General features: G+C 72.5%; 23 protein-coding genes. 16 read left to right on the top strand and 7 right to left on the bottom strand.

Annotated features, from left to right (window positions below):
* The first annotated feature begins 27 nt into the window (after positions 1 to 27).
* The 6 genes from M1R94_RS08185 to M1R94_RS08160 all read left to right on the top strand — a co-directional run bounded on the left by M1R94_RS08185 (position 28) and on the right by M1R94_RS08160 (position 6,149).
* On the top strand, positions 28 to 1,461 hold the full coding sequence (locus M1R94_RS08185) for an FAD-binding oxidoreductase (RefSeq protein WP_249381172.1): 1,434 nt from the start codon (positions 28 to 30) through the stop codon (positions 1,459 to 1,461).
* Positions 1,462 to 1,708: 247 nt separating this feature from the next.
* A complete protein-coding gene (locus tag M1R94_RS08180) occupies positions 1,709 to 2,377 on the top strand; it encodes a GTP pyrophosphokinase (protein WP_249381264.1) in 669 nt (222 codons plus the stop codon).
* A 97-nt stretch (positions 2,378 to 2,474) separates the two neighbouring features.
* Positions 2,475 to 3,128, top strand: coding sequence for a hypothetical protein (locus M1R94_RS08175; RefSeq protein ID WP_249381171.1), 654 nt, complete (start codon positions 2,475 to 2,477; stop codon positions 3,126 to 3,128).
* Positions 3,129 to 3,204: 76 nt separating this feature from the next.
* Positions 3,205 to 3,855, top strand: coding sequence for an MBL fold metallo-hydrolase (locus M1R94_RS08170; protein ID WP_249381170.1), 651 nt, complete (start codon positions 3,205 to 3,207; stop codon positions 3,853 to 3,855).
* Positions 3,856 to 3,945: 90 nt separating this feature from the next.
* Positions 3,946 to 5,367, top strand: coding sequence for an MFS transporter (locus tag M1R94_RS08165; protein ID WP_249381263.1), 1,422 nt, complete (start codon positions 3,946 to 3,948; stop codon positions 5,365 to 5,367).
* A gap of 41 nt (positions 5,368 to 5,408) precedes the next feature.
* Entirely contained in the window at positions 5,409 to 6,149 is a 741-nt protein-coding gene (locus M1R94_RS08160; RefSeq protein WP_249381169.1) for a hypothetical protein, read from the top strand.
* An 11-nt stretch (positions 6,150 to 6,160) separates the two neighbouring features.
* Here M1R94_RS08160 and M1R94_RS20680 read toward each other — a convergent pair whose 3' ends face one another.
* Positions 6,161 to 8,191, bottom strand: a complete 2,031-nt coding sequence (locus M1R94_RS20680; protein ID WP_308199892.1) for an alpha/beta fold hydrolase — start codon at positions 8,189 to 8,191, stop codon at positions 6,161 to 6,163.
* A 91-nt stretch (positions 8,192 to 8,282) separates the two neighbouring features.
* On the opposite strand from M1R94_RS20680, the gene M1R94_RS08145 reads away from it, so the two are divergent.
* Genes M1R94_RS08145 through M1R94_RS08135 form a run of 3 tightly spaced genes read left to right on the top strand, consistent with a single transcriptional unit; the run spans position 8,283 to position 9,611 of the window.
* Positions 8,283 to 8,717, top strand: a complete 435-nt coding sequence (locus tag M1R94_RS08145; protein ID WP_249381168.1) for a helix-turn-helix domain-containing protein — start codon at positions 8,283 to 8,285, stop codon at positions 8,715 to 8,717.
* A 10-nt stretch (positions 8,718 to 8,727) separates the two neighbouring features.
* Entirely contained in the window at positions 8,728 to 9,162 is a 435-nt protein-coding gene (locus M1R94_RS08140) for a VOC family protein (protein ID WP_249381167.1), read from the top strand.
* A complete protein-coding gene (locus tag M1R94_RS08135) occupies positions 9,159 to 9,611 on the top strand; it encodes a YdeI/OmpD-associated family protein (RefSeq protein WP_249381166.1) in 453 nt (150 codons plus the stop codon). The genes M1R94_RS08140 and M1R94_RS08135 overlap by 4 nt, the downstream gene beginning before the upstream one ends.
* A 58-nt stretch (positions 9,612 to 9,669) precedes the next feature.
* On the opposite strand, the gene M1R94_RS08130 is transcribed toward M1R94_RS08135, so the two are convergent.
* The 4 genes from M1R94_RS08130 to M1R94_RS08115 all read right to left on the bottom strand — a co-directional run bounded on the left by M1R94_RS08130 (position 9,670) and on the right by M1R94_RS08115 (position 12,503).
* Positions 9,670 to 10,608 carry a hypothetical protein gene (locus M1R94_RS08130; RefSeq protein ID WP_249381165.1) on the bottom strand — a complete coding sequence of 313 codons (939 nt, stop codon included), beginning with the start codon at positions 10,606 to 10,608 and terminating at the stop codon, positions 9,670 to 9,672.
* A gap of 82 nt (positions 10,609 to 10,690) precedes the next feature.
* Positions 10,691 to 11,566 carry a cytochrome c biogenesis CcdA family protein gene (locus M1R94_RS08125; protein ID WP_249381164.1) on the bottom strand — a complete coding sequence of 292 codons (876 nt, stop codon included), beginning with the start codon at positions 11,564 to 11,566 and terminating at the stop codon, positions 10,691 to 10,693.
* 2 nt (positions 11,567 to 11,568) lie between these two features.
* Entirely contained in the window at positions 11,569 to 12,213 is a 645-nt protein-coding gene (locus tag M1R94_RS08120) for a redoxin domain-containing protein (RefSeq protein ID WP_249381163.1), read from the bottom strand.
* Positions 12,210 to 12,503 (bottom strand): DUF427 domain-containing protein, encoded by a 294-nt coding sequence (locus M1R94_RS08115; protein ID WP_249381162.1) that lies wholly within the window; start codon positions 12,501 to 12,503, stop codon positions 12,210 to 12,212. Before M1R94_RS08115 ends, M1R94_RS08120 begins: the two co-directional genes overlap by 4 nt.
* A gap of 170 nt (positions 12,504 to 12,673) precedes the next feature.
* Between M1R94_RS08115 and M1R94_RS08110 the strand changes: the two genes are divergently transcribed.
* The 5 genes from M1R94_RS08110 to M1R94_RS08090 all read left to right on the top strand — a co-directional run bounded on the left by M1R94_RS08110 (position 12,674) and on the right by M1R94_RS08090 (position 17,989).
* A complete protein-coding gene (locus M1R94_RS08110; protein WP_249381161.1) occupies positions 12,674 to 13,456 on the top strand; it encodes a hypothetical protein in 783 nt (260 codons plus the stop codon).
* 71 nt (positions 13,457 to 13,527) lie between these two features.
* A complete protein-coding gene (locus tag M1R94_RS08105; protein ID WP_249381160.1) occupies positions 13,528 to 15,024 on the top strand; it encodes a glucose-6-phosphate dehydrogenase in 1,497 nt (498 codons plus the stop codon).
* Between the two features lie 26 nt (positions 15,025 to 15,050).
* Complete coding sequence (locus tag M1R94_RS08100) at positions 15,051 to 16,016, top strand: ABC transporter ATP-binding protein (protein WP_249381159.1); 966 nt, start codon at positions 15,051 to 15,053, stop codon at positions 16,014 to 16,016.
* Complete coding sequence (locus M1R94_RS08095) at positions 16,013 to 17,227, top strand: ABC transporter permease (RefSeq protein WP_249381158.1); 1,215 nt, start codon at positions 16,013 to 16,015, stop codon at positions 17,225 to 17,227. The genes M1R94_RS08100 and M1R94_RS08095 overlap by 4 nt, the downstream gene beginning before the upstream one ends.
* A gap of 219 nt (positions 17,228 to 17,446) precedes the next feature.
* Positions 17,447 to 17,989: a hypothetical protein gene (locus M1R94_RS08090; protein WP_249381157.1), complete on the top strand. Its 543-nt coding sequence runs from the start codon at positions 17,447 to 17,449 to the stop codon at positions 17,987 to 17,989.
* A 9-nt stretch (positions 17,990 to 17,998) separates the two neighbouring features.
* Here M1R94_RS08090 and M1R94_RS08085 read toward each other — a convergent pair whose 3' ends face one another.
* Positions 17,999 to 18,265: a hypothetical protein gene (locus tag M1R94_RS08085; RefSeq protein WP_249381156.1), complete on the bottom strand. Its 267-nt coding sequence runs from the start codon at positions 18,263 to 18,265 to the stop codon at positions 17,999 to 18,001.
* A 232-nt stretch (positions 18,266 to 18,497) separates the two neighbouring features.
* On the opposite strand from M1R94_RS08085, the gene M1R94_RS08080 reads away from it, so the two are divergent.
* Positions 18,498 to 18,989, top strand: a complete 492-nt coding sequence (locus tag M1R94_RS08080) for an NfeD family protein (RefSeq protein WP_249381155.1) — start codon at positions 18,498 to 18,500, stop codon at positions 18,987 to 18,989.
* Between the two features lie 31 nt (positions 18,990 to 19,020).
* On the top strand, positions 19,021 to 20,508 hold the full coding sequence (locus M1R94_RS08075; protein ID WP_249381154.1) for an SPFH domain-containing protein: 1,488 nt from the start codon (positions 19,021 to 19,023) through the stop codon (positions 20,506 to 20,508).
* 54 nt (positions 20,509 to 20,562) lie between these two features.
* Here M1R94_RS08075 and M1R94_RS08070 read toward each other — a convergent pair whose 3' ends face one another.
* Entirely contained in the window at positions 20,563 to 21,039 is a 477-nt protein-coding gene (locus M1R94_RS08070; RefSeq protein ID WP_249381153.1) for a hypothetical protein, read from the bottom strand.
* Between the last annotated feature and the right edge of the window lie 70 nt (positions 21,040 to 21,109).

Genomic DNA, 21,109 nt, shown 5'->3' with positions numbered 1-21,109 from the left:
CAGCACCCGCCGTACCAAGGAGGACCCATGACCACGCCGCCGTCCGCTCCGAGCACGCACCGACCCGCCGACCGGGGCACGCCCAGCTCGGTCGACCATGGCGCGGTCGCCGACCTGCGCACCCGTCTCCGCGGTCGGGTCGTCGAACCCGGCGAGCGCGACTTCGAGGCGCTGACCCGGGTGATGGCCGTGGACGTGACCGGCCGGCCGGCGCTCCTGGCCCGGCCGACCGACGCGGCCGACGTCGTCGAGGTGCTGCGGTTCTCCCGCGCGGCCGGGCTACCACTCACGGTGCGCAGCGGCGGGCACGGCGGGGCGGGCCACGGGACGGTCGACGGCGGTGTCGTGGTGGACGTGCGCGACCTGACCTCGATCGACCTGGACCTCGCCTCGCGCACCGTGTGGGCCGGGGCGGGGCTGACCGCCGGTGAGCTCACCGCGGCGACGGCCGAGCACGGGTTGGCGGTCGGCTTCGGCGACACCGGCTCGGTCGGGATCTCCGGGATCACCCTCGGCGGTGGCGTGGGCTGGCTGTCACGGGCGCACGGCCTGACCATCGACAACCTCCTCGCGGCCGAGGTCGTCACCGCCGCCGGTGAGGTCCTGCTGGTCGACGACACCTCGCACCCCGAGCTCTTCTGGGCGCTGCGGGGCGGGGGCGGGAACTTCGGTGTGGTGACCCGGCTGAGGTACCGCCTGCGTCCCGTCGACGGCGTGGTCGGCGGGATGCTCGTGCTCCCGGCGACACCTGAGGTGGTCGCGGGCTTCGTCGCCGCGGCCGAGGCCGCCCCCGAGGAGCTCGGCTGCATCATGAACGTGATGACGTGCCCGCCGTTGCCGTTCGTCCCGCAGGAGCTCCACGGGCAGCTGGTCGTCATGGGCCTGCTGTGCTTCGCCGGTCCCGAGGAGGACGGCGCGGCGGCGCTGGCCCCGTTCCGCGCCCTGGCCCCGCCGCTCGCGGACCTGGTGCGCCCCATCCCCTACCCCGAGATGTTCCCGCCGGCCGACCCCGAGTACCGCCCGACGGCGGTGTCCAGGACCCTGATGATGCGCACGGTGGACCTCGACCTCGCCCGGACGATCCTCGGGCACCTCGAGGCCAGCGACGCACCGGTGCGGGTGGTCCAGGTGCGGGCACTCGGCGGCGCCATCGCACGGGTGCCCGCGCAGGACACGGCCTACGCCCACCGCTCGAGCCGCCTGATGACGAACGTCGCGGCCTTCTACTCCGGTCCTGACGACCGCCCGGCCCGTGCCGCATGGGTTGCCGAGCTCAGCGCCCTGCTGGACCAGGGCGACCCCGGGCTGTACGTGAACTTCCTGGGCGACGACGGCCCGGACCGGGTGCGCGCGGCGTACCCGGGGAGCACCTGGGACCGGCTCGCGGCGGTCAAGGCGACCTACGACCCGGACAACGTCTTCCGCCGGAACCACAACGTGCCGCCCGCGGCCCAGGGGTAGATGAGCCGGACGCCGCGGCGGAACGCCCGGGGTCGGGCGGAACGCCGGGCCCGGTCGAGCCGTTGACGAGGTGTCCCCGCACGCCACGACGCCCGACCGCCCGAACCGGAGCCGCACCGTGACCGTCCCCGAAACCCCCGACGGCCCTGTGCAGCCCGACGGCGTGCGACCGATCGGCCCGCTGGCCGCGCTGGACCCGTCCGTCCTGGGTGACCTCAACCAGCTGCGGACCGACTTCACCCGGTTCATGCTGCAGTACCGGTTCGGGGTCGACGAGGTCACGACGAAGATCGGGATCCTGCGTGAGGAGTTCCGGCTGCTGCACGACTACAACCCGATCGAGCACGTCAGCTCCCGCCTGAAGTCCCCCGAGTCGATCATCGGGAAGGTCGCGCGCAAGGGCTGCGACCCGTCCTTCGAGGCGATCCGCGCGTCGATCACCGACATCGCGGGGATCCGGGTGACGTGCAGCTTCGCCTCGGACGTCTACCGGCTGTTCGACATGCTCACCGGGCAGTCCGACCTGACCGTGCTCGAGGTCAAGGACTACATCCGCAGTCCCAAGCCGAACGGCTACCGCAGCCTGCACGCCCTCCTCGAGGTGCCCGTGTTCCTGTCCGACGGTGTGGTCCCCGTGATCGTCGAGGTCCAGCTCCGGACCATCGCGATGGACTTCTGGGCCAGCCTCGAGCACAAGATCTTCTACAAGTACCAGCGGTCGGTCCCGAGCGACGTCCTGGACGGTCTCGCGGAGGCGGCCGAGACCGCGCACCGTCTGGACGACCTCATGGAGACCCTCCACCACCGGGTGCACAACGGTGACGCCGTCGTCGACCGTCCCGACAACACCCTCGTGCCCACCGACGACGTCCTGGAGCGCCTGCGGGCGATCCGCACGCAGCCGCGCACCAGGTGAGCGGCGCAGGTCACAGCCCGCACCTCTCACGAAGACTCCTGCCGGGCCGATGGGCACCCAGACACGCGACGGCGTGTCACCCCCTGAGGAGCGCCGTATGCCCCGATCCCTTCCCCTCGCCGCCCTGGCCGGCCTGACGACGACCGCGATCCTGGTGCTCGCCGGGTGGGCGGCGGGCATGGGGACAGGTCCGGCTGCCGGCGTCCAGAGCGCCACGAGCGCCGGGCAGGTCGAGACCCTCGACACCACGAACGAGATCGCCGACCCCGCGCCGGTGATCGACCCCGACCTCTCGCACGACACCCTGCTGCCCACGCAGGAGGACGTCGACGCGGCGCTGCACGTCGGCTTCCGCGTGTACCTCGCCAGCGACGGGACCAGGTACGCCGTGGACCCGGCAGCCGGCACCCCCCTCGCGCTGAGCAGCGACCTGTTCGCCCTCGGCGAGCGTCTCGCCTCTCCCGCGGGCGGTCAGGTCGAGACGCGGGCCCGGACCGAGGCGGTCTACGACCTGATCGACCGGGCCGACGCCACCGGCCGCAGCCACGTCCTGGTCGTCCCGACCCTGTACTCCGAGCCCGGTCGGGGCTCCCGCGTGCTGTACGTGGTCGCGACACGGGCACCCGCCTTCGCCCTCGACCCCTTCGAGGCCGTGCACGACGACGCCGCCTCCGCGGTGGCCCACGCCGAGCGCACCATCGCCTCGACCCCCGACCCCGACTCCTACGTCCTGGCGGACCTCGCCACCTGATGGTGCGTCGCGGGACGCACCGTCAGCCTCGGGTCTCGGCTCGTGAGGGTCGGGCCCCGGTGGCAGGCTGACCCCCATGAACCTCACCCTCTGGGGACACTCGTGCGTCCGGCTCAGCCGTGACGGGAACGTCCTGGTCATCGATCCCGGCGGGTTCTCGGACCTCACCGTGCTCGCCGGTGCCGACGCCGTGCTCATCACCCACGAGCACCCCGACCACGTGGCCGTCGAACCGCTGGTCCAGGCCCTGGAGAACCGGGCCGGGGTCGGGGTCTGGGCACCGGCGCCCGTCGTGGAGCTGCTCGCCGACGCCGGTACGGATCGCGAGCGCCTGCACGAGGTCCGAGCCGGCGACCGGTTCACCGCTGCCACCCTGGCCGTCGAGGTGCTCGGCGACACCCACGCCGTCGTCCACCCCGACGTCCCGACCCCGGTCAACGTCGCCTACCTGGTCGAGGGCACCGTGCTCCACCCCGGTGACTCGTTCACGGTCCCGGCGGCCGGCGGTCCGCAGGTCGAGGTCATGCTCGTCCCCGTGAGCGCGCCCTGGCTCAAGATCAGCGAGGCCGTCGACCACGTCCGCGCCGTCGCGCCCCGCACCGCCGTGCCGATCCACGACGCCCTGCTCAGCGAGATCGGCATCGGGCTCGTCGACCGGCTCATGGGTTCCCTCGGCAGGACCGCCTACCGGCGTCTCGCCGTCGGCGAGGAGCTCGTGACCCGCTGACGCCGGGCCCTCGACGTCGGAATGCGGCGGGCCGGCCCACCGTTGCTACACGTCGCCGCCATCGGACGGCCACGACCGGAGGGCCGCACCCTGAGCAACGTGAGCACCGCCGCCGTGGGATTCCGCTCCGACCGTGGGCCGATCCTCGTCGCCCTCATGGTGACCACCGGCCTCATCGCGATCGACGCGACGATCCTCGCCACGGCCATCCCGACCATCGTCGCCGACCTCGGTGGCTTCTCGAGCTTCCCGTGGCTGTTCTCGATCTACCTGCTCACCCAGGCGGTCTCGGTCCCGATCTACTCCAAGATCTCCGACAGCATCGGCCGCAAGCCGGTGATCCTGTTCGGCGTCGGGCTGTTCCTGCTCGGCTCGATCCTGTGCGGCTTCGCGTGGAGCATGCCGGCCCTCATCGCGTTCCGCGCGGTCCAGGGCCTGGGCGCCGGGGCCGTACAACCCATGGCCATCACCATCGCCGGGGACATCTACACGGTGGCCGAGCGCGCCAAGGCCCAGGGGTACATCGCGAGCGTCTGGGGCATCTCCGCCGTGGTCGGACCCACCCTGGGTGGGCTGTTCTCGGAGTTCGCCTCGTGGCACTGGATCTTCTTCGTCAACGTCCCGCTGTGCCTGGCCGCGGGCTGGCTGCTGGTCCGGTTCCACCACGAGACCGTCGAGCGCCGTCGCCGGCCGGTCGACTGGGCCGGGGGCATCCTGCTGACCCTCTCGTTGAGCCTGGTGATCCTCGCCCTGCTCGAGGGCGGCAACGCGTGGGCGTGGGTGTCGGCCCCGAGCATCATTGCGTTCGCGGCGGGCCTGACCCTCCTGGTGGCGTTCGTCCTGGTCGAGCGCCACGCCCCCGAGCCCGTGCTGCCGCTGTGGGTGCTGTCCCGCCGCCTGCTGGGCACCACGGCCGCGATCGGCGTCGGCGTCGGCGTGGTCCTCTTCGGGGTCACCACCTACGTCCCGACCTACCTCGAGGCGCTGCTCGGTGTCTCACCGCTGGTCTCCGGCCTGACCCTGGCGATGCTGACCATCGGGTGGCCGATCGCCGCCTCCCAGTCGGGCCGGCTGTACCTGCGCTACGGGTTCCGCACCACCGTGCTGATCGGCACGGCCGTGGTGGTCTCGAGCAGCGCGGCCCTGGCCATCACCTCGACCGAGCCGTCGCTCGCGGTCGTCGGCCTCTGCTGCTTCGTCATGGGACTGGGCCTGGGACTCGTGGCCTCACCGAGCCTCATCGCCGCGCAGTCGAGCGTCGGCTGGGGTGAGCGCGGCGTGGTCACCGGGGCCAACATGTTCGCCCGGTCGATCGGCAGCGCCGTGGGGGTCGCCGCCCTGGGCGCCCTGGTCAACGCCCTGATGCGCGGGCAGAGCGCGACCGAGGCGCCGCAGGAGTTCGGCGTCGCGGCGACCGCGGTCTTCGTCGCGGTCGCGGGGGTCGCCCTGGTGACGGCCTTCGTCGCCCTGGCCATGCCGCGGGTCGGACGCCCGGCTGGAGACCTCCGGTGATCTTCTTCCCCGCGGCGCCCTTCGACTCCTAGGGTGGTCGGGTGAGCGACGAGCGGGGGGTTCCGACGCACCACCCGTCCGTGCCCCTCGACGGCCCGACCTCTCTCGTCCCGCCGGAGGCACCCTGGCCACCGGCCGCCCAGCACCCCTTGGTGCTGGTGGTGCGGGTCGCCCTCGCGGTGATGATGGTCGTGGGTCTGCTGCAGACCCTCTCCGAGCCGGCTGAACGGTCCGTGGAGCACCTCCTCGAGGCCCTGTACACCGGCCAGGTCACCAGCGTGACCATCGAACGACCGCACGAGGACGCCCAGGCCCACGGTTCGTTCCGGGTCGAGTGGAGCGGTACCGGCAGGCCCGGCTACGCCTCGTACGAGTACCGCTCGGCGCAGGACGGCAGCGCCCCGCCCGTCCTGGACGAGGGGCGAGCCGTGCTCGAGACGGCAGCACGCACCGGAACGCCTGTGCTGGTGACCCACAGCTACCTCGGGCCCCAGGGCACCACCTGGCACCTGATGAGCATCGGGGGCATCGGGGCGTTCCTGCTGCTCGTCCTCGGCCCGCAGCCGCGCCTGGCGACCAAGTGGGCGTGGTTCTGGCTGTGCATGTACGTACCGCCGCTGTGGCTGGTCTTCGTGGTCCTCGAGCCGACGCCGTGGTGGGTCAAGGGTCAGCTGCCACCCGCGCAGCGCCGACTCACCGGAGGCTGGGCCTTCCTGCTCGGGCTGCTTCTCGCGCCGACCCTCGCCAGCAGCGTGCCCGGGTACGCAGCGGTCTTCCCCTAGACCACGAGCCCTCAGGTCGCGAGCTCGATCAGCCGCGGCAGGATCGTGTCGCCGGCCACCCGGAGCCCGTCGTGCAGGTGCTCGTCGGTCACCCACACCCTCAGGTTCCCGACGGCGTCGGCGGTGCCCAGCGCCAGGTCCAGGTCGACGTACGGGTCGCGGGTGTACTGCACGGCGGCGACCGGCACCTCGTTGGCTGCGAGCCGCGCCGTGTCGTAGAGCTCGGGCCACTCGGTACGCGCCGCGAGCAGCTCGGTCGCCGCCGCGAACGGGCGCAGCGCCCGGATCTCCTCGAACATCCACGGGAAGAACCCCTCCCCGGTCAGCCGGAGCGGACGGTGGCCCGGCCCGAGCTCCGCCCAGCGGGCGCGTTCGGCGTCGGCCGCCCACCCGCCGGCGCGCGCACCCTGGTGGTAGATGACCTCCTGGAGCACCGCGTACAGCGGGTTGGCGTCGAACCCGGTGCGGGTCGCGACCTCCGCGAGGAAGGCGTCCGTCGGCTCACCCGTCGGCCCGACCGCGGTGTCCAGCAACCAGTGCAGGTCGTCCACGCCGGTGCTCATCCCCAGTGACATCCCCAGCAGCTGCAGGCGCCGCACCGTCAGCGGGTCCCCGTTCGGCAGGACGACGTCGCCCACCGCCAGGCGGTCCGCGATCCGACCCAGCAGCTCGACGTCCTGCGGGTGGCGTGCGGCGAGCTCGGCGTTGCGGGCCAGCTGCCGCGGGTAGGTGCGGCGATACACCTCCTCGGCGTCGGCGTGCAGGCCCGGCAGGCCGCCCGTGACGTAGCAGGCGGTCAGGGCCTGCGGGTGGCGCGACAGGTAGGTGAGCGTGACGAACCCGCCGTAGGACTGGCCGAGGGTCGACCACTGCTGCCCGCCGTAGACGGTGCGGCGCAGGTCCTCGGCGTCGGCGACGATCGCGTCCGCGCGGAAGCACGCGAGGTAGTCGGCGGCATCCTGCGGCATGAGCCCTGCGACCAGGCGACCGTCGACGCGTGACGACCGACCCGTCCCGCGCTGGTCGAGCAGCACCACCCGGTGGGTGCGCAACGCGGTGCGCCACCAGCCCGTCGGCCCCGGCCGAGGGCCCTGACCCCCGGGCCCGCCCTGCAGGAAGAGCAGCAGGGGCAGGTCCGGCCGCGCGGGGTCGAGGATCTCGCGCGCGAAGACCTCGATCGGCGGGTACCGGTCAGGGTGCGCCCGGTCGACCGGGACCGTGATCCGGTGCTCGCGGACCACCATCTCCGAGACCACCACCTCACGCGCCGCCGCGGCCGACGCACGGACCCGGGGCGCCCGCGCCGGAGGGACGGTCGGGTGACCCGGCACCACGATGTAGCCCGTGGTGACATCGCCCAGCACCCGCATGCCCGGGTCGCGTCGGCCCCACAACCAGGCCAGGTACGCGCACAGGATCGCGTCGACCTCGTCCTCGACGACGCCGAGCTCGCTCTTGCGCCCCGCCGTGCGGACGGACTCCCGCAGCTCGCGCCACCGGGTCGAGGTCGACAGCTGCAGGGTCGCGTCGCAGACCCGCTCGAGGTGGGCGAACAGCTGCAGGAACGCGGCCCGCAACGACTCGAGGTCACGACCCGCGCGCGCCTTGTAGGGCAGGACCGTCGCGAGGCCGAAGAGGGTCACCATCGCGGGGTGCGGGTACACCTCGATCGCGACGGCCCCCCGCCCCGGCTGCACGGCCGGGTCGATCTCCCAGCCGAACCGTCGCGCGAGGCTCAGCGCACGCGGCGGGTCGAAGTGCGGGTTGCTGCGGTTCGCCGGGTAGGCGCCCGCGTCGTAGGGCCCGAACTCGCGGCTGACCAGGGCCTCGCACACGCGTCGACCGGTGAGGTTGGGGACGACCAGCGGCGCGTCGATCGCCACGACGCAGTCCTGCGGCGACGCGGCCTCGACGAACGCGGCGATCTCCTCGTCGGTGCGGACCGAGCAGGAGGCCACCAGCCGACCCGTCTCGTCGAGGACGGCGAGCCCCGTGCGGGCCCGCACCCCCCAGGCCAGGTCGATGCCGAGGTAGGTCGTCACGTGGCTCCCTCATCAGTGGGCGGAACCCTCCCGCCGGTCGACGCAGCATCGCACCGTCGCGGCACCGGCCGCACGATGGTGAGATACGACCGTGGGCCGCGCCGTCGAGGAGCAGAACCGACGGCTCCTGCGTGCCCGCGACGCGATGGACCGCTCATACGCCGAGCCCCTCGACATCCCGACCCTCGCGGCGATCGCCGTCGTCTCCGAGGCGCACTTCGTGCGGACGTTCCGGGCGACCTTCGGCGAGACCCCTCACCGCTACCTGCAGCGCCGGCGAATCGAGCGGGCCATGACCCTGCTGCGTGAGACACCGACGAGCGTGACCGACATCTGCATGACGGTGGGCTTCACCAGCCTCGGGACGTTCAGCCGGACCTTCCGCGACGTCGTCGGGGAGTCACCGACGCAGTACCGGCAGCGCATGCGAGGTCTGCCCCCGGCCGTCGGGGCCCCCACCTGCTTCACCCGTGCGTGGACCAGACCGAGCAATTTCGGAGAAGGCACCGAGCGGGCCGGGCCCTAGCGTCGAGGACATGCTCACCTCCATCACGCAGTCCCAGATCTTCGTCCTCGACCAGGACCAGGCGCTGACGTTCTACGTCGACACCCTCGGTCTGCAGGTCGCCGTCGACCAGGACCTCGGCTTCATGCGGTGGCTCACCGTGCACGTGCCGGGCGACCCGGGTCATCAGATCCTGCTCGAGGTCCCGGGCCCGCCCGCGATGGACCCCGCGACGGCCGAGCAGGTCCGCGAGCTCCTGACCAAGGGGGCGATGGGCGGCTGGTTGTGCCTGAGCACCCCCGACGCCCACGCCGCCCACGCCGAGCTCACGGCCCGTGGTGTGGACGTCACCGACGAGCCCACCGAGCGGCCGTACGGCATCGACTTCGGCATCCGCGACCCGTTCGGCAACGCGATCCGGATCGGTCAGCTCAACGCCACCCACGCCGCCGGGAGCCCGACGTGAGGTACCGCACCACGATCCTGCAGACCGGCCCGACCACCACGGGCATCCCTGTGCCCGACGACGTCCTGGTCGCCCTCGGTCAGGGCCGCAGGCCACCGGTCCGGGTCACCGTCGGCGATCACACCTACCGCAGCACGGTGGCCACGATGGGCGGTCGGACGCTCATCTCCCTGAGCGCCGAGAACCGTTCCGCAGCAGGTGTCGCCGGAGGGCAGGACGTCGAGGTCGAGGTCGAGGTGGACCTCGAGCCGCGCACCGTCGACCTGCCGGCCGAGCTCGCGGAGGCCCTCGCGGAGGCCGGCGCGCAGGACGCGTTCTCCGCGCTGTCGCCCAGCAGGCAGAAGGCGCACGCCCTGGCCGTCCAGGGCGCGAAGACCGACGAGACCCGGCGTCGGCGGATCGACGCGGTGCTCACCGCGCTGCGCGAGGACACGCCACGCACGCGCTGAGTCCTCGCGCCGGTCACGGGCTGAGGTCCACTGTCCGCCGACCGGCCGAGGTCCGCGGTCACGGCTGGGCGTCGGCGCAGCCCTGCTCCTCCGGCAGCAGGGGGCGCACCCAGACGTCGTACACGACGTCGTCCTGCTCGAAGCGGGTCAGCAGGTCGGCGTCCGCGAGCGCATCCTCCAGGTCGCGCGCCTGGTCCCCGGTGACGAGCACGCACTGCCCGGCGTCCGCGAGCGTCACGCCGTCGACGGTCCACGGGAGCACCGTCGGCCTGTCGGGGGCGGTCGGCTCCGGCGGGGCGGCCGCGCCGTTCCCCTCGCCATTGCGCTCGGCACCGTCATCGCTCGTCACGTCGTCGACCGGCAGGACAAGGACGGCGTAGGAACCCGGCTGGTACGGCACGCCGTCGGCGGCGGCCGTGACGAGCTCCTGCGCGTCCTGGACGAACGTGCTGAGCACCTCGCGGGCCTCACGGGCCTGGGGGCTCACCCCCGGCAGGGATGTGTCCTCGAGGCCCTCGACGCCCAGGCCGTCGACCTCGTGGAGATAGGTCGAGCCGTCCACCCGGAGCGTCACGCTCGTGACCGGGGCGTCCGCGACAGGTGGGCTGCCGTAGTCGGGGCCGTCGGCCAGCAGGCGGGCCTCCCGTGCGAGGTCGACCAGTGCGTCGACGTCGGCCTCCCGCAGCGTGTGCAGCTGCAGGGAGGGCAGCGCCGGTGGCGGGTAGATCGCGATCTGCGGGCCGTGGGTCACGGCGCGCCCGTCGGGGTACACGGTCAGCTGGGCCACGGTCGAGAAGTCGGTCCCGAAGAGCGTGTAGCCGCCCGAGGAGCTGACCTGGAGCAGAGGCTGGTCCTGGGTGGTGACGCTCTCGGTCGGTGTGCCGCCCACGACCTCCCCGTCCCCGGCGCCGCACCCAGACAGGACCAGTGCCGTCGTCAGCGCCAGGACCAGGGCGGCCGAGGCTCGCCGAGATCCCCGCTCGCCCGTCGTGCCCATCCGGTACCGCCCCCCGCGCTCGTGCTGAGACTCGATGCTGGCACGTCATCGAGGGCGCTGCACGCCCTGACCACACCGTGGGTCATGACGGGTCGGCGGCCGCTCGTGCCACGCTCGCCCGACGACGCGCACCGCGCACCGCGACCACGGCCGCCGCGACCAGCACGACACCCAGCCCGACGAGGACACCACCGGTGCCGAGGTCGATCACCGCGCGGGTCAGCCACCCCTGGACGCCGATGGCGGCGCCGATCACCGGGTCGTCCGTCCCGGTCCCGGCGAGCACGCGCAGCTCGAACCAGCCGTACCAGGCGACGTACCCACCGGCCAGCACCAGCAGCGCACCGCTGGACCGGGCGATCACCGGCCCGGCCCGGCGCAGGCGTGCGGTGACGCTCGCGCTCGCGGTGGCCGCAGCGACCGCGAGCACCCCGACCACCGCGCCCATCCCGACGGCGTAGGCGACGAAGGCGGACAGGGCGCCGACCACGCTGCCGCTGCGCAGCGCCCCGGTCGTCACCGCCAGGAACGGAGCGATCGTGCAGGACAACGACACCAGCGCGAAGGTCACCCCGTAGCCGACCTGCGATCCCCACGACCCTGTCGGTGCGCGCCCGCCACGCCGGAGCGCCGGCAGGGCGAGGGTCCGTCCGGCGAGCAGCCAGACGCCCAGACCCATGAGCACCACGCCGATCACGATCGTCAGCACCGGGAGCCATCGCTCGAGGGACAGGGCGAACGGCGCGACCAGGAGTGCGAACCCGCCGAAGACCGCGACGAACCCCACCGTCATCCCGGCGGTGAAGCGCAGCGCCCGGGCGACGGCGGCACCCTGCTGCCCGCCCGGGCCGGACACGAGCATCGTCAGGTACGCGGGCAGGAGCGCGAAGCCGCAGGGGTTGAACGCCGCGACCGCCCCGGCGACCAGCGCGAGGGTCAGGACCGCCGGGTCGATCACGGTCAGCCGGTGGTGAGCTGTGCGGCGCGTTCGCGCAGGGCGTCGGCCCCGAGCGCCCCGGCGTGGACCTCGACGGTGCCGTCGGCCGACACGAACGCGTACGCCGGCTGGTTGACCACGCCGAAGCGCTGCCAGAGAGCACCGTCGGCGTCGACGAGGTGCTCGAAGGTCCCGGTCGAGGTGTCGTCGACGAACGACCGCATCGCGTCCTCCTCGCCCAGCCCGGGGACGCCCAGGAACGTGACCTGACCGTCGAGGTCGGCCACCACGTCGACGACGTCGGGCGCTTCGGCCCGGCAGATCGAGCACCACGGCGCCCAGAACCACAGGACCACGGGCTCGCCCGCGAAGGTGGAGGCGTCGACCGTGACGCCGTCGAGGGTGGTCGCGGTGAAGGTCAGCGGACCATCGGGGTCGGCGGTGCCGGGCTCGACGTCGGTGTCGCCGCCCGCCTCGTCGCCCGGGGTGGGGGTGCCTTCGGTGGCCGGTGCGGACGGCGACGTCGCGCCGTCCGACGGCGGGTCCTGCGCGGCCGGCCCGTCACCCGCCGCGCACCCCGCGAGCGCGAGGCAGGCAGTGGCGAGCAACGCCAGCAGCTGGCGGCGAGGTGCGGTGCGGCCGGCGCGGGTCACGACCACCACCGTCACGACTCCTCTCGCACCACGACCCCGCGCCAGAAGGCGACGTGGTCACGGATCTCGGCGGCGGCATCCTTGGGTGTCGGGTACGCCCACGCGGCGTCCTCCGCGACCTCATCACCCCCGCGCACCGACCAGTAGCTCGCGGTGCCCTTCCATGGGCAGACGCTCGTGCGGGAGGTCGGCGTCAGCAGGTCCCACCGGACGTCGTCGGGCGGGAAGTAGTGGTTGCCCTCGACGATCACGGTGCGGTCGCTGCGCGCGACCTCCACCCCGTTCAGACGTGCGGTGACGGTCATGTGGGTCTCCTTCGACTCGCGAGGACACGACCTCGCCCTGTGTGAGGACAACCCGTGGGCGCTCGGCGGGATTCCCTCCAGTCATCCACAGGCGCACGCGTGCACCCCTCACCCCCGACCGAACGGGCCCCCCAGCCCGACGACGGGTCGATCCGGCTTGGCTGCTCCGCATGACGACTCGCCTCGCCCTGCGCCCACGACCGCTGCTCCTCATGGTGCTGGTCCTGCCGCTGATGGCGCTCGGGGTGCTCGCCGCCTGGGGGTCCCCCGAGCAGGAGGCTCCCAGCGCAGCATCTGAGGCCGATGGCGCACCCGAGACCGATGTCGAGCCGGTGCGGCCGTCACCACCTGCTGCGCCCGCCGAGGCCGACGACGGTGGGCTCGGCACGGCCGCGGCAGAGTCACTGCTGCAGGCGTGGGGTGTGATGCCGGTGGCGCTCGAGAGGCTCGACCCCCCGGCATCGGACGATCAGCTCATCTACCCGACCGGTTCGCGCCTCGAGCCGTCGGACATCGAGGAGATCCGCTTCGATCCCTCACTCGGGGGGGCCATGAGCACCGGGCTCCTCTTCTTCGCGGCGTGGAACGACGCCATGGCAGGAAGCGGCACGGTCCTGCTCGAGGAGATCTCCGGTGCCCAGTGCGGGTTCTGCCCTCTTCTCGTCGCCGATCCGCGCCTCACCGTCGCACCGGCGGACGCCGAGGGGTACGACATCACCCACGCGTCACTGCGAGTAGTGCACCTCGACAGCTGGTACCACCGCAGCGACCCCTTCACCTACGTGCAGTTCGGGGTCGAGCAGAGCGTGGTGACGTCTGCGGTGGACGAGGCGCAGCCGCACTGGATGATCCCGACGCAGCACCGCCTCTTCGTCCTCACGATGGAGCGCACCGGGACCGGATGGGTCGTCCGCGGGGTCTCCGCCGAGGACTGGCCGACCCGCGCCGAGTGACCGACGCGCGGGAGCCGGTGGATCGACGTAGCGTCGAGACGCCCACCCCACCTCACCTCTTGGCGGCCCCGATGACGTCGACCGACGACCTGACCGATGACATCCCCGACCCTGCGTCGGGCGCGGGGAGCTCACCGGCGCCGCTGGTCCTCGTCCTGCACGGGGCCCGCGGCGACCTCTCACGCCGTCTCGTCCTGCCGGCCCTGGCGACCCTGCAACGGCGCGGCCTGCTGCCCGAGCGCTGGGCCCTGCTCGGGACCGGTCGCAACGACCAGACCGACGACGAGTTCGCCACGCTGATCCAGGAGGCGATCAAGGAGTTCGGCGACGAGGACGACGGTGGCGACATCGACCAGGACGCCGCCGACGCCGCAGACGCCGTCGTCAGGCACTCGCGCTGGGCCCGCGAGGTCACCGAGGAGGACGCCGGCAACCTGCCCGAGCTCCTGGCCGAGCTGTGCGAGCTCGTGGCCGGCGACGACCACGCTCCCCAGGACGTCGACGTCGTGCACTACCTGGCGGTGCCGCCCACGGCGTTCATCCCGCTGACCCGCGCCCTGGACGCCCACGACCTCACCGACGGTGTCCGCATCGTCTACGAGAAGCCCTACGGGACCTCACCCGAGTCCTTCCGCGAGCTGGACGGTGTGGTGCACGAGGTCTTCGACGAGAAGCAGGTGTTCCGCATCGATCACTTCCTGGGCAAGGAGGCGGTCCAGAACCTGCACGTCCTGCGCTTCGCCAACGAGCTCTTCGGCAGCATCTGGGACCGCCACCACGTCACGCAGGTGCAGATCGACGTCCCTGAGACCCTCGACGTGGACCAGCGCGCCGAGTTCTACGACGAGACCGGCGCTGCGCTCGACATGCTCGTGACCCACCTGTTCCAGGTGGCCGCCCAGGTCGCCATGGAGCCGCCCCGTGCCCTGGCCGCGGACGACCTCGCCCGGGTCCGCGAGGAGGTCATCGGCTGCTTCCGCCCCCTCGAGGCCGACGACGTCGTCCTGGGCCAGTTCGAGGGGTACCGCGACATCGAGGGCGTCGCCGACGACTCGACCACCGACACGTTCGTCGCCGCCCGGCTGTGGATCGACAACGAGCGGTGGCGCGGGGTGCCGTTCCTGCTGCGCACCGGCAAGCGCATGGCCGCCTCGGCCCAACGGGTCTCCCTGGTGCTGCGGCGCGACCCGGTCGAGATCTTCGGCGACGGCGTCGCACCCGGCTGCGTCAGCCTGTCCCTCGCGGGCGACGGCTCGATCGAGGTCACCGCCAACGTCAAGCGCCCCGGTCCCGACCTGGCGCTGGCGACCGGCACCGCCCGACTGGACCTCGGCGACGTCGAGACCGGGGACACGCTGCCCGCCTACGCCTCGCTGCTGCACGACGTGCTCGTCGGCGACCGCACGCTGTTCACCACCCCCCGGGGACTGGCCGACGCCTGGGCGGCCTTCGAGCCGCTGCTCGGCCCCGCCCGGCCCGAGCCGTTGCCTTACGCCCCGGGGAGCTGGGGGCCGGCCGAGGCCGACGCCCTCGCCGCACCTGCCGGCTGGGTCCTCGGCAGGTCCTGAACCGGGTGCGTTGATACGTTGGAACGGTGAGCGTCCTGGAGATCGATCACCTCAACAAGACCTACACCCACCTCCGAGCCCTGAGTGACCTGACCTTCGACGTGCGCGCCGGGGAGATCTTCGGCTTTGTCGGGTCCAACGGCGCGGGCAAGACCACCGCGATGCGGATCATGCTCGGTGTGCTCGCCGCCGACTCGGGCCAGGTCCGCTGGAACGGCGTCGAGCTGGACCTCGACGCACGCCGGCGTGTCGGGTACATGCCCGAGGAGCGGGGCCTGTACCCGAAGATGAAGGTCGGCGAACAGCTCGTGTACCTCGCCCGGCTGCACGGGATGAGCGCCGCCGAGGCCACCACCGCCGTCGACCTCTGGACGGACCGGCTGGGTGTGGGGGCGCGTCGGGGTGACCCGGTCGAGAAGCTCTCGTTGGGCAACCAGCAGCGGGTCCAGCTCGCCGCAGCCCTGGTCCACGACCCCGACGTCCTGGTCCTCGACGAGCCGTTCTCCGGCCTGGACCCCGTGGCGGTCGACGTCATGAGCGCCGTCCTGCGCGAGCGCGCCCAGGCGGGCGTCCCGGTCATCTTCTCCTCGCACCAGCTCGACCTGGTCGAGCGCCTGTGCGACCGGGTGGGGATCATCCGCTCCGGGACGATGGAGGCGCTGGGCACCATCGACGAGCTGCGCACCACCGACCGCCCGCAGTGGTTGCTCGACGTCCACGCCGAGCCCGACGCCGTGCTGGCCCTCGCCGAGGCCGTCCCGGGCGCGCGGGCGCGGGCCGTGCCCGGGCGGCCCGGGACCGTCGTCGTCGAGCTCTCGGACAGCCACGACTCCGCGGAGCAGCAGCTGCTCGGCCGTGCCCTGGCCCTGGGGTCCGTGCGGGAGTTCTCCCGCGTGCGTCCCACCCTGGCCGACAGGTTCCGTGACGTCGTCAGCGCCGAGGACTCCCCGGCCGGGTCACCGGCCGACACCCGCGACGAGGAGGCCGCATGAGCTCCGCCGGGGTCGTCTGGATGGTCGCCCGGCGCGAGATCAAGACGCGCATGCTGACCAAGGCCAACATCATCTCGCTGTCCGTGATGCTCGCGGTCATCGCGATCGGCACGGGTGTCGCCGCCTACTTCATGAACCGCGACAGCGAGCCACCGGTGACCTACCTCGCGGTCGCCGAGAGCGTCACCCCGTTGCAGGGCGACCTCGAGGCCGCCGCCGCGGAGCAGGACGTGACCCTCGAGCTGACCACCCTGACGGTCGAGGAGGCCCAGACGCAGCTGGTCGGGGACGGCGACCTCCAGCTCGACGCCTTCCTGGACGGTGAGCCGTCCGCGCCACGGATGCTCGTCGCCTCCCAGCCCGACATGCAGCTGCTGGCCCTGGTCACCGAGGCCGCGCAGTCGTGGGTGCTCGCCGAGGAGCTCGGGGCGCTGGGTGGGGACGCCGCCGCCCTCGAGGCCGCGATCGCGGGGGCCGCGCCCCAGGTGGAGTCCGTCGAGGAGGTCGACGGTGACGAGGGCGGCGGCTTCTACGGACCGGCCTACTTCGTCTCGCTGGTCGTGATCTCGCTGCTGCTCTTCGCCCTGATCGGCTCGGGCTCGTTGATCTCCGTGGGAGTCGTCGAGGAGAAGACCTCACGCGTGGTCGAGATCCTGCTCGCCACGATCAAGCCCAGCCAGCTGCTCACCGGGAAGATCCTCGGCATCGGCGTCTACGGGCTGTTCCAGGTGGTGCTGCTCGGCGGGGCCGCGGGGGTGTCCGCCCTCGTGCTGGACTTCGGCGACGTCGCCGACCTGAACATCGGCATCGCCCTGGTGTGGCTGGTGATCTGGTTCCTCATCGGCTACACCATCTACGCGCTGCTCTTCGGCGGGCTGGCCGCGCTCGTCTCGCGCCAGGAGGACATCGGCTCGGTGACCACCCCGCTGATGTTCCTGCTGTTCGTGCCCTTCTACGCCACGCTCTTCCTGGTGCCGAACACCCCCGACAGCACGCTGGTGCGCGTCCTGTCGCAGGTGCCGTTCTTCTCGCCCTTCATGATGCCGACCAGGGACGCGTTGGGCGCCCTGGCGCCCTGGGAGATGCCGTTGGCCATCAGCGTCTCGCTGCTCACCATCCCGGCACTGATCTGGCTCGCGGCCCGCATCTACCAGCGCGGCGTGCTGCACACCGGCGGACGCATGAAGCTCCGCGAAGCACTGCGCTCCTGACCCACCCTTCGCCGAGGTCGCACATCCGCACCGAGGACGCACGTGCGCCAGTGCGACGTCGGTGCAGATGTGCGTCGTCAGCGTGGGGACGGGGTGGGACGGGGTGGGGAGGTTGGGGCTGGGGGCGGTGGTGCTGTCCACAGGGGAGGGGTAGCTGTCTGGCGGGCTGGCCGCCCACCACGGCACGGTCGTCGTCCCGACCCCGGACGACGAGGCACCATGAACCCACGACGGACCTTGGCCACCCTGTGGCAGCACCAGCTGGACGAGGTGCTCGCCGACCCCCACGAGCCCCGGCAGGGCGAGAACGGAGCGCGTGGCTGGCTGCTCGACGCCGGTGTCCCGGACGTCATCGACCCCTACCTGACCGAGATGCCGGCCAGCCCGTCAGGGCTCGTCGGCTTCGCCGGTCTGGATGCCGCCGGCTCCGCGCTCCTGCTCGAGCGACTACCCGTCGAGCGCCTCGCCGACCGGTCGGACGACGCGCCGACCCTGGGCGCCCTGCTGCTGGCGGCCGTGCGCCACCCGGTCGACCTCGAGCTGCACGGGTACCTCGTGGGGCCGGGACGTCTCGATGAGCGGCTGACCGTCGAGGGCCTCTTCGTGTACGTGGTGGGCGAGCTGATGATGCCGCCCGACGTGGAGCGCGACCTGGGCCTCCACGCGGGTCGTGGACCAGACGAGATCCTGCGGCGCACCAACCCGTGGCGACCCAACGAGGACTGCTGGTCGCTGCGATGGGTGTCACGGGGAGGGCGCTGACGGACGCGCTCAGCGACGGGCGTGGCGGACCAGCGCCTGCACCTCGGCCCGTGCCATGACGTCCACGTCCTTCTCCGCGAGCCGCCACACCAGCGGGTCGTGGATCTCCCCGTCGGCGCGCTCGACCCGGTACATCCCCCGGGTGCCCGCACGGTCGGTCACCGGGGTGATGTGCCACGTCACCGGGTACCCGCGCAGGGGGTGGCTGCCGTGGAGCACGACCGCCGCGGGGACGGGGCCGCTCGCACCCTTCGGGGCCAGCATCGTCTGCGCCATGACCCACCTCCTGTGCCGTGCAGCCGTGCCTTACGGCTGCCTCTACCGTCCTGATCGACCGGTGCGGCCCGGCCCTGAACCAGAACACCGACCCGGGCCGAACATCACCCGCCCGGTGGAGCAGCCCGAGCCCGGGATCACGCCGGGTTCGCGCCCGGCGCGTCCGGGCAGCCCGCTAGGGTTCGCACAGACCAGTGCACGCACGGGCAGGGGACGGCGGGACCACCAGGACATGATCACCTTCATCATCATCGGAGCCGTCGGGATGCTCCTGCTGCTCATCTCCCTCCCGCTGGGGGACGTCTTCGAGCTCGGCGACGGCGCACTGTCCGGCACCTCGCTCGGCGCAGGGGCCGTGGCCTTCGGGGCCATCGGTGCCATCGTCACGGCGAACGGCCTGCCCACCGTCTGGGCCTACGTCGCCTCAGCGGTCGTGGCGGTGATCGCGGTGATCGGCGTCCAGCTGGTCATCAAGCAGCTGCGTGACACCGAGGACGGCCAGCCCCGCACGCTCACCGGCGGCGGCGGGGTCGTGACCTCCACGATCACCCCCCACAGCAACGGCGAGGTCAGCCTCGACGACCCGCACGAGGTCGAACGTCGGCTCGCCTGGGCCGACGTGACCATCCCGAGCGGCGCACGCATCGTCGTGGTCGAGCAGTCCGGCAGCCGCGTCAAGGTCGCGCCCGCACCGACCACGACCCCCCCGATCCACGACGTCTGACGCAGTACCGAACCCGAAAGAGGTCTCCCGCGTGAATGGTTTTCTCGATCTCGCCGCCGACACGGTGACCGTGATCTCGGTGGTGGCACTGGCGATCGCCGCCGCTGCGATCGTCGGCTTCATCGCCAAGCGCATCCGACGGGTGCCCCCCAACGAGGCGCTGATCATCGTGGGGCGGGGTGCCGGTCGCAAGGCGGCCGCCGCGGACTCGGGCCAGCGCGTCGTCGTCGGCGGGCGGGTCTTCGTCTGGCCGATCCTTCAGCAGGGCTTCCCGATCTCGCTCGAGCAGCGCCAGATCGGCATCACCGTCGAGGGCGTCGACAAGAACCGCATCAAGATCGCGATCAAGGCCTCGATCAACTTCAAGGTCCGCGGTGACGAGGAGGGTGTGCGTCGCGCCGCCCAGCGCTTCCTCTCCCAGCAGGGCACGCTGACCGAGATCATCAAGGAGTCCCTCGAGGGCTCGCTGCGCTCGATCGTCGGCGACATGACGATCGAGCAGATCATCTCCGACCGCAAGGGCCTCTCGGACCGGGTCGTCGACTCGACCAAGACCGACCTGTCCGAGCAGGGCCTGCAGGTCGACCTGCTCAACATCTCCGACATCTCCACGCCCGGGTCGGACTACCTGGCCAACCTGGGTCGTGCCGAGAACGCCCGCGCCCGTCAGGTCGCCGAGGTCTCCGAGGCCGAGGCGCAGCGGGTCTCCGAGTTCGCCGTGATCGAGGCGGCCGAGCAGATCGCCGAGCGGCAGAAGGCCCTGGACCTCAAGAAGGCCACGATCAAGGCGCAGACCGACCGTGCCAACGCCGAGGCCGAGGCCGCGGGTCAGCTCGCCCGCGCCGAGCAGGACAGGATCGTCGCGGCCGAGCAGCGTCAGGCCCTCGCGGAGCAGGCCCGGGTGACCGAGGAGCAGCTCGACATCGACGTCCGCAAGCCGGCCGAGGCCGCCGCGTACGCCGCGGTCCAGCAGGCCAACGCCGAGCGTGACGCGACCAACGCCGCGACCGAGGCCGAGGCGTACAAGCGCAAGACGATCGCCGAGGCGAACAAGACCGCGGCCCTGCAGGACGCCGAGGCTGCGGCCGAGACGGTCCGTCGTGCCGGTGAGGCCGAGCGTGACCGGCAGGTCGCTCTCGCCGCAGGTATCCGCGCCCAGGGTGAGGCGCGTGCCGCGGCCACCGAGGCCGAGGGTCGCGCCGAGGCGGTCGCCACCGACGCCAAGGCCGAGGCGCTCAAGAAGTACGGCCAGGCGGCCATCGCCCAGGAGGTCATCTCCCGGCTTCCCGAGATCGTGCGGGCTGCGGCCGAGCCGATCGGCTCGATCCAGAACATGACCGTGATCTCGACCGACGGCGCCTCGGCGATCACCAAGAACGTGACCTCGGTGCTCGCCCAGGGCCAGGAGGTCGTCAAGCAGCTGACCGGCCTGGACCTGTCCCAGCTGATCTCGAGCGTGACCGACTCGGCGGGGGCGTCAGGGACGTCCAGCAACGACGGCTCGCGCACGTCCGTCTAGCCCGGTCCGGTTCGACCAGAGGGTGGGCGTCGCTCCGGCGGCGCCCACCCTCTGTCATGTCGGGTGCAGGCCGACGACACCGGAGTCGTGGCTGACGACGCGGGTGTGGCGGGCGAACAGCAGGCCGGTCACCACCGGGACGACGAGCACCGTCACGAGGATCACCACCCCGGCGGTCTCCAGTCGAACGGTCTCACCGACGGCCGACGCGGACAGCACGGCGGAGGCCCCGACCACGGTCGCGACGGCGGCCCCCAGCGAGACCAGGACCACGCGCAGCCGTCGTCCCCGGGGGTACAGCACCCACGCCGCGCGCACCACGACGGCGACCCAGACCCCGATCGTGACGACGACCCCGACGAGCTGCCCCACGACCACCGCGGCCAGGTCTGCCCAGCCGTCGGCGGGGTCGGAGGTCGCAAGCATGACGGCCCCCGCTCCCCACCCGACGAGGGCGCCGACGACGAGGCTCAGCGCAGCAGCGGGGGCCGGCCACCAGCCCGGGAGGCGAGATCGCGCACGTCCACCCATGGCATGCTCCGCTCCGTCGCAGGTGATCGACGTCGTCGACCGACGACGTCCGGTGCTCGAACAGTAGGGC

The organism is Actinotalea alkalitolerans (assembly GCF_023369855.1).
Lineage (GTDB): Bacteria > Actinomycetota > Actinomycetes > Actinomycetales > Cellulomonadaceae > Actinotalea.
Note: the sequence above shows the minus strand (reverse complement) of the source record. Positions and strands in the feature narration are given on the sequence as shown.

Bases quoted from the DNA above. Each gene is read 5' to 3' on its own strand.
- M1R94_RS08080 (WP_249381155.1), top strand. From the start codon at position 18,498: ATGATCACCTTCATCATCATCGGAGCCGTCGGGATGCTCCTGCTGCTC.
- M1R94_RS08185 (WP_249381172.1), top strand. From the start codon at position 28: ATGACCACGCCGCCGTCCGCTCCGAGCACGCACCGACCCGCCGACCGG.
- M1R94_RS08115 (WP_249381162.1), bottom strand. From the start codon at position 12,503: ATGACCGTCACCGCACGTCTGAACGGGGTGGAGGTCGCGCGCAGCGAC.
- M1R94_RS08105 (WP_249381160.1), top strand. From the start codon at position 13,528: ATGACGTCGACCGACGACCTGACCGATGACATCCCCGACCCTGCGTCG.
- M1R94_RS08170 (WP_249381170.1), top strand. From the start codon at position 3,205: ATGAACCTCACCCTCTGGGGACACTCGTGCGTCCGGCTCAGCCGTGAC.
- M1R94_RS08175 (WP_249381171.1), top strand. From the start codon at position 2,475: ATGCCCCGATCCCTTCCCCTCGCCGCCCTGGCCGGCCTGACGACGACC.
- M1R94_RS08140 (WP_249381167.1), top strand. From the start codon at position 8,728: ATGCTCACCTCCATCACGCAGTCCCAGATCTTCGTCCTCGACCAGGAC.
- M1R94_RS08110 (WP_249381161.1), top strand. From the start codon at position 12,674: ATGACGACTCGCCTCGCCCTGCGCCCACGACCGCTGCTCCTCATGGTG.
- M1R94_RS08085 (WP_249381156.1), bottom strand. From the start codon at position 18,265: ATGGCGCAGACGATGCTGGCCCCGAAGGGTGCGAGCGGCCCCGTCCCC.
- M1R94_RS08070 (WP_249381153.1), bottom strand. From the start codon at position 21,039: ATGGGTGGACGTGCGCGATCTCGCCTCCCGGGCTGGTGGCCGGCCCCC.
- M1R94_RS08180 (WP_249381264.1), top strand. From the start codon at position 1,709: ATGCTGCAGTACCGGTTCGGGGTCGACGAGGTCACGACGAAGATCGGG.
- M1R94_RS08090 (WP_249381157.1), top strand. From the start codon at position 17,447: ATGAACCCACGACGGACCTTGGCCACCCTGTGGCAGCACCAGCTGGAC.
- M1R94_RS08095 (WP_249381158.1), top strand. From the start codon at position 16,013: ATGAGCTCCGCCGGGGTCGTCTGGATGGTCGCCCGGCGCGAGATCAAG.
- M1R94_RS08130 (WP_249381165.1), bottom strand. From the start codon at position 10,608: ATGGGCACGACGGGCGAGCGGGGATCTCGGCGAGCCTCGGCCGCCCTG.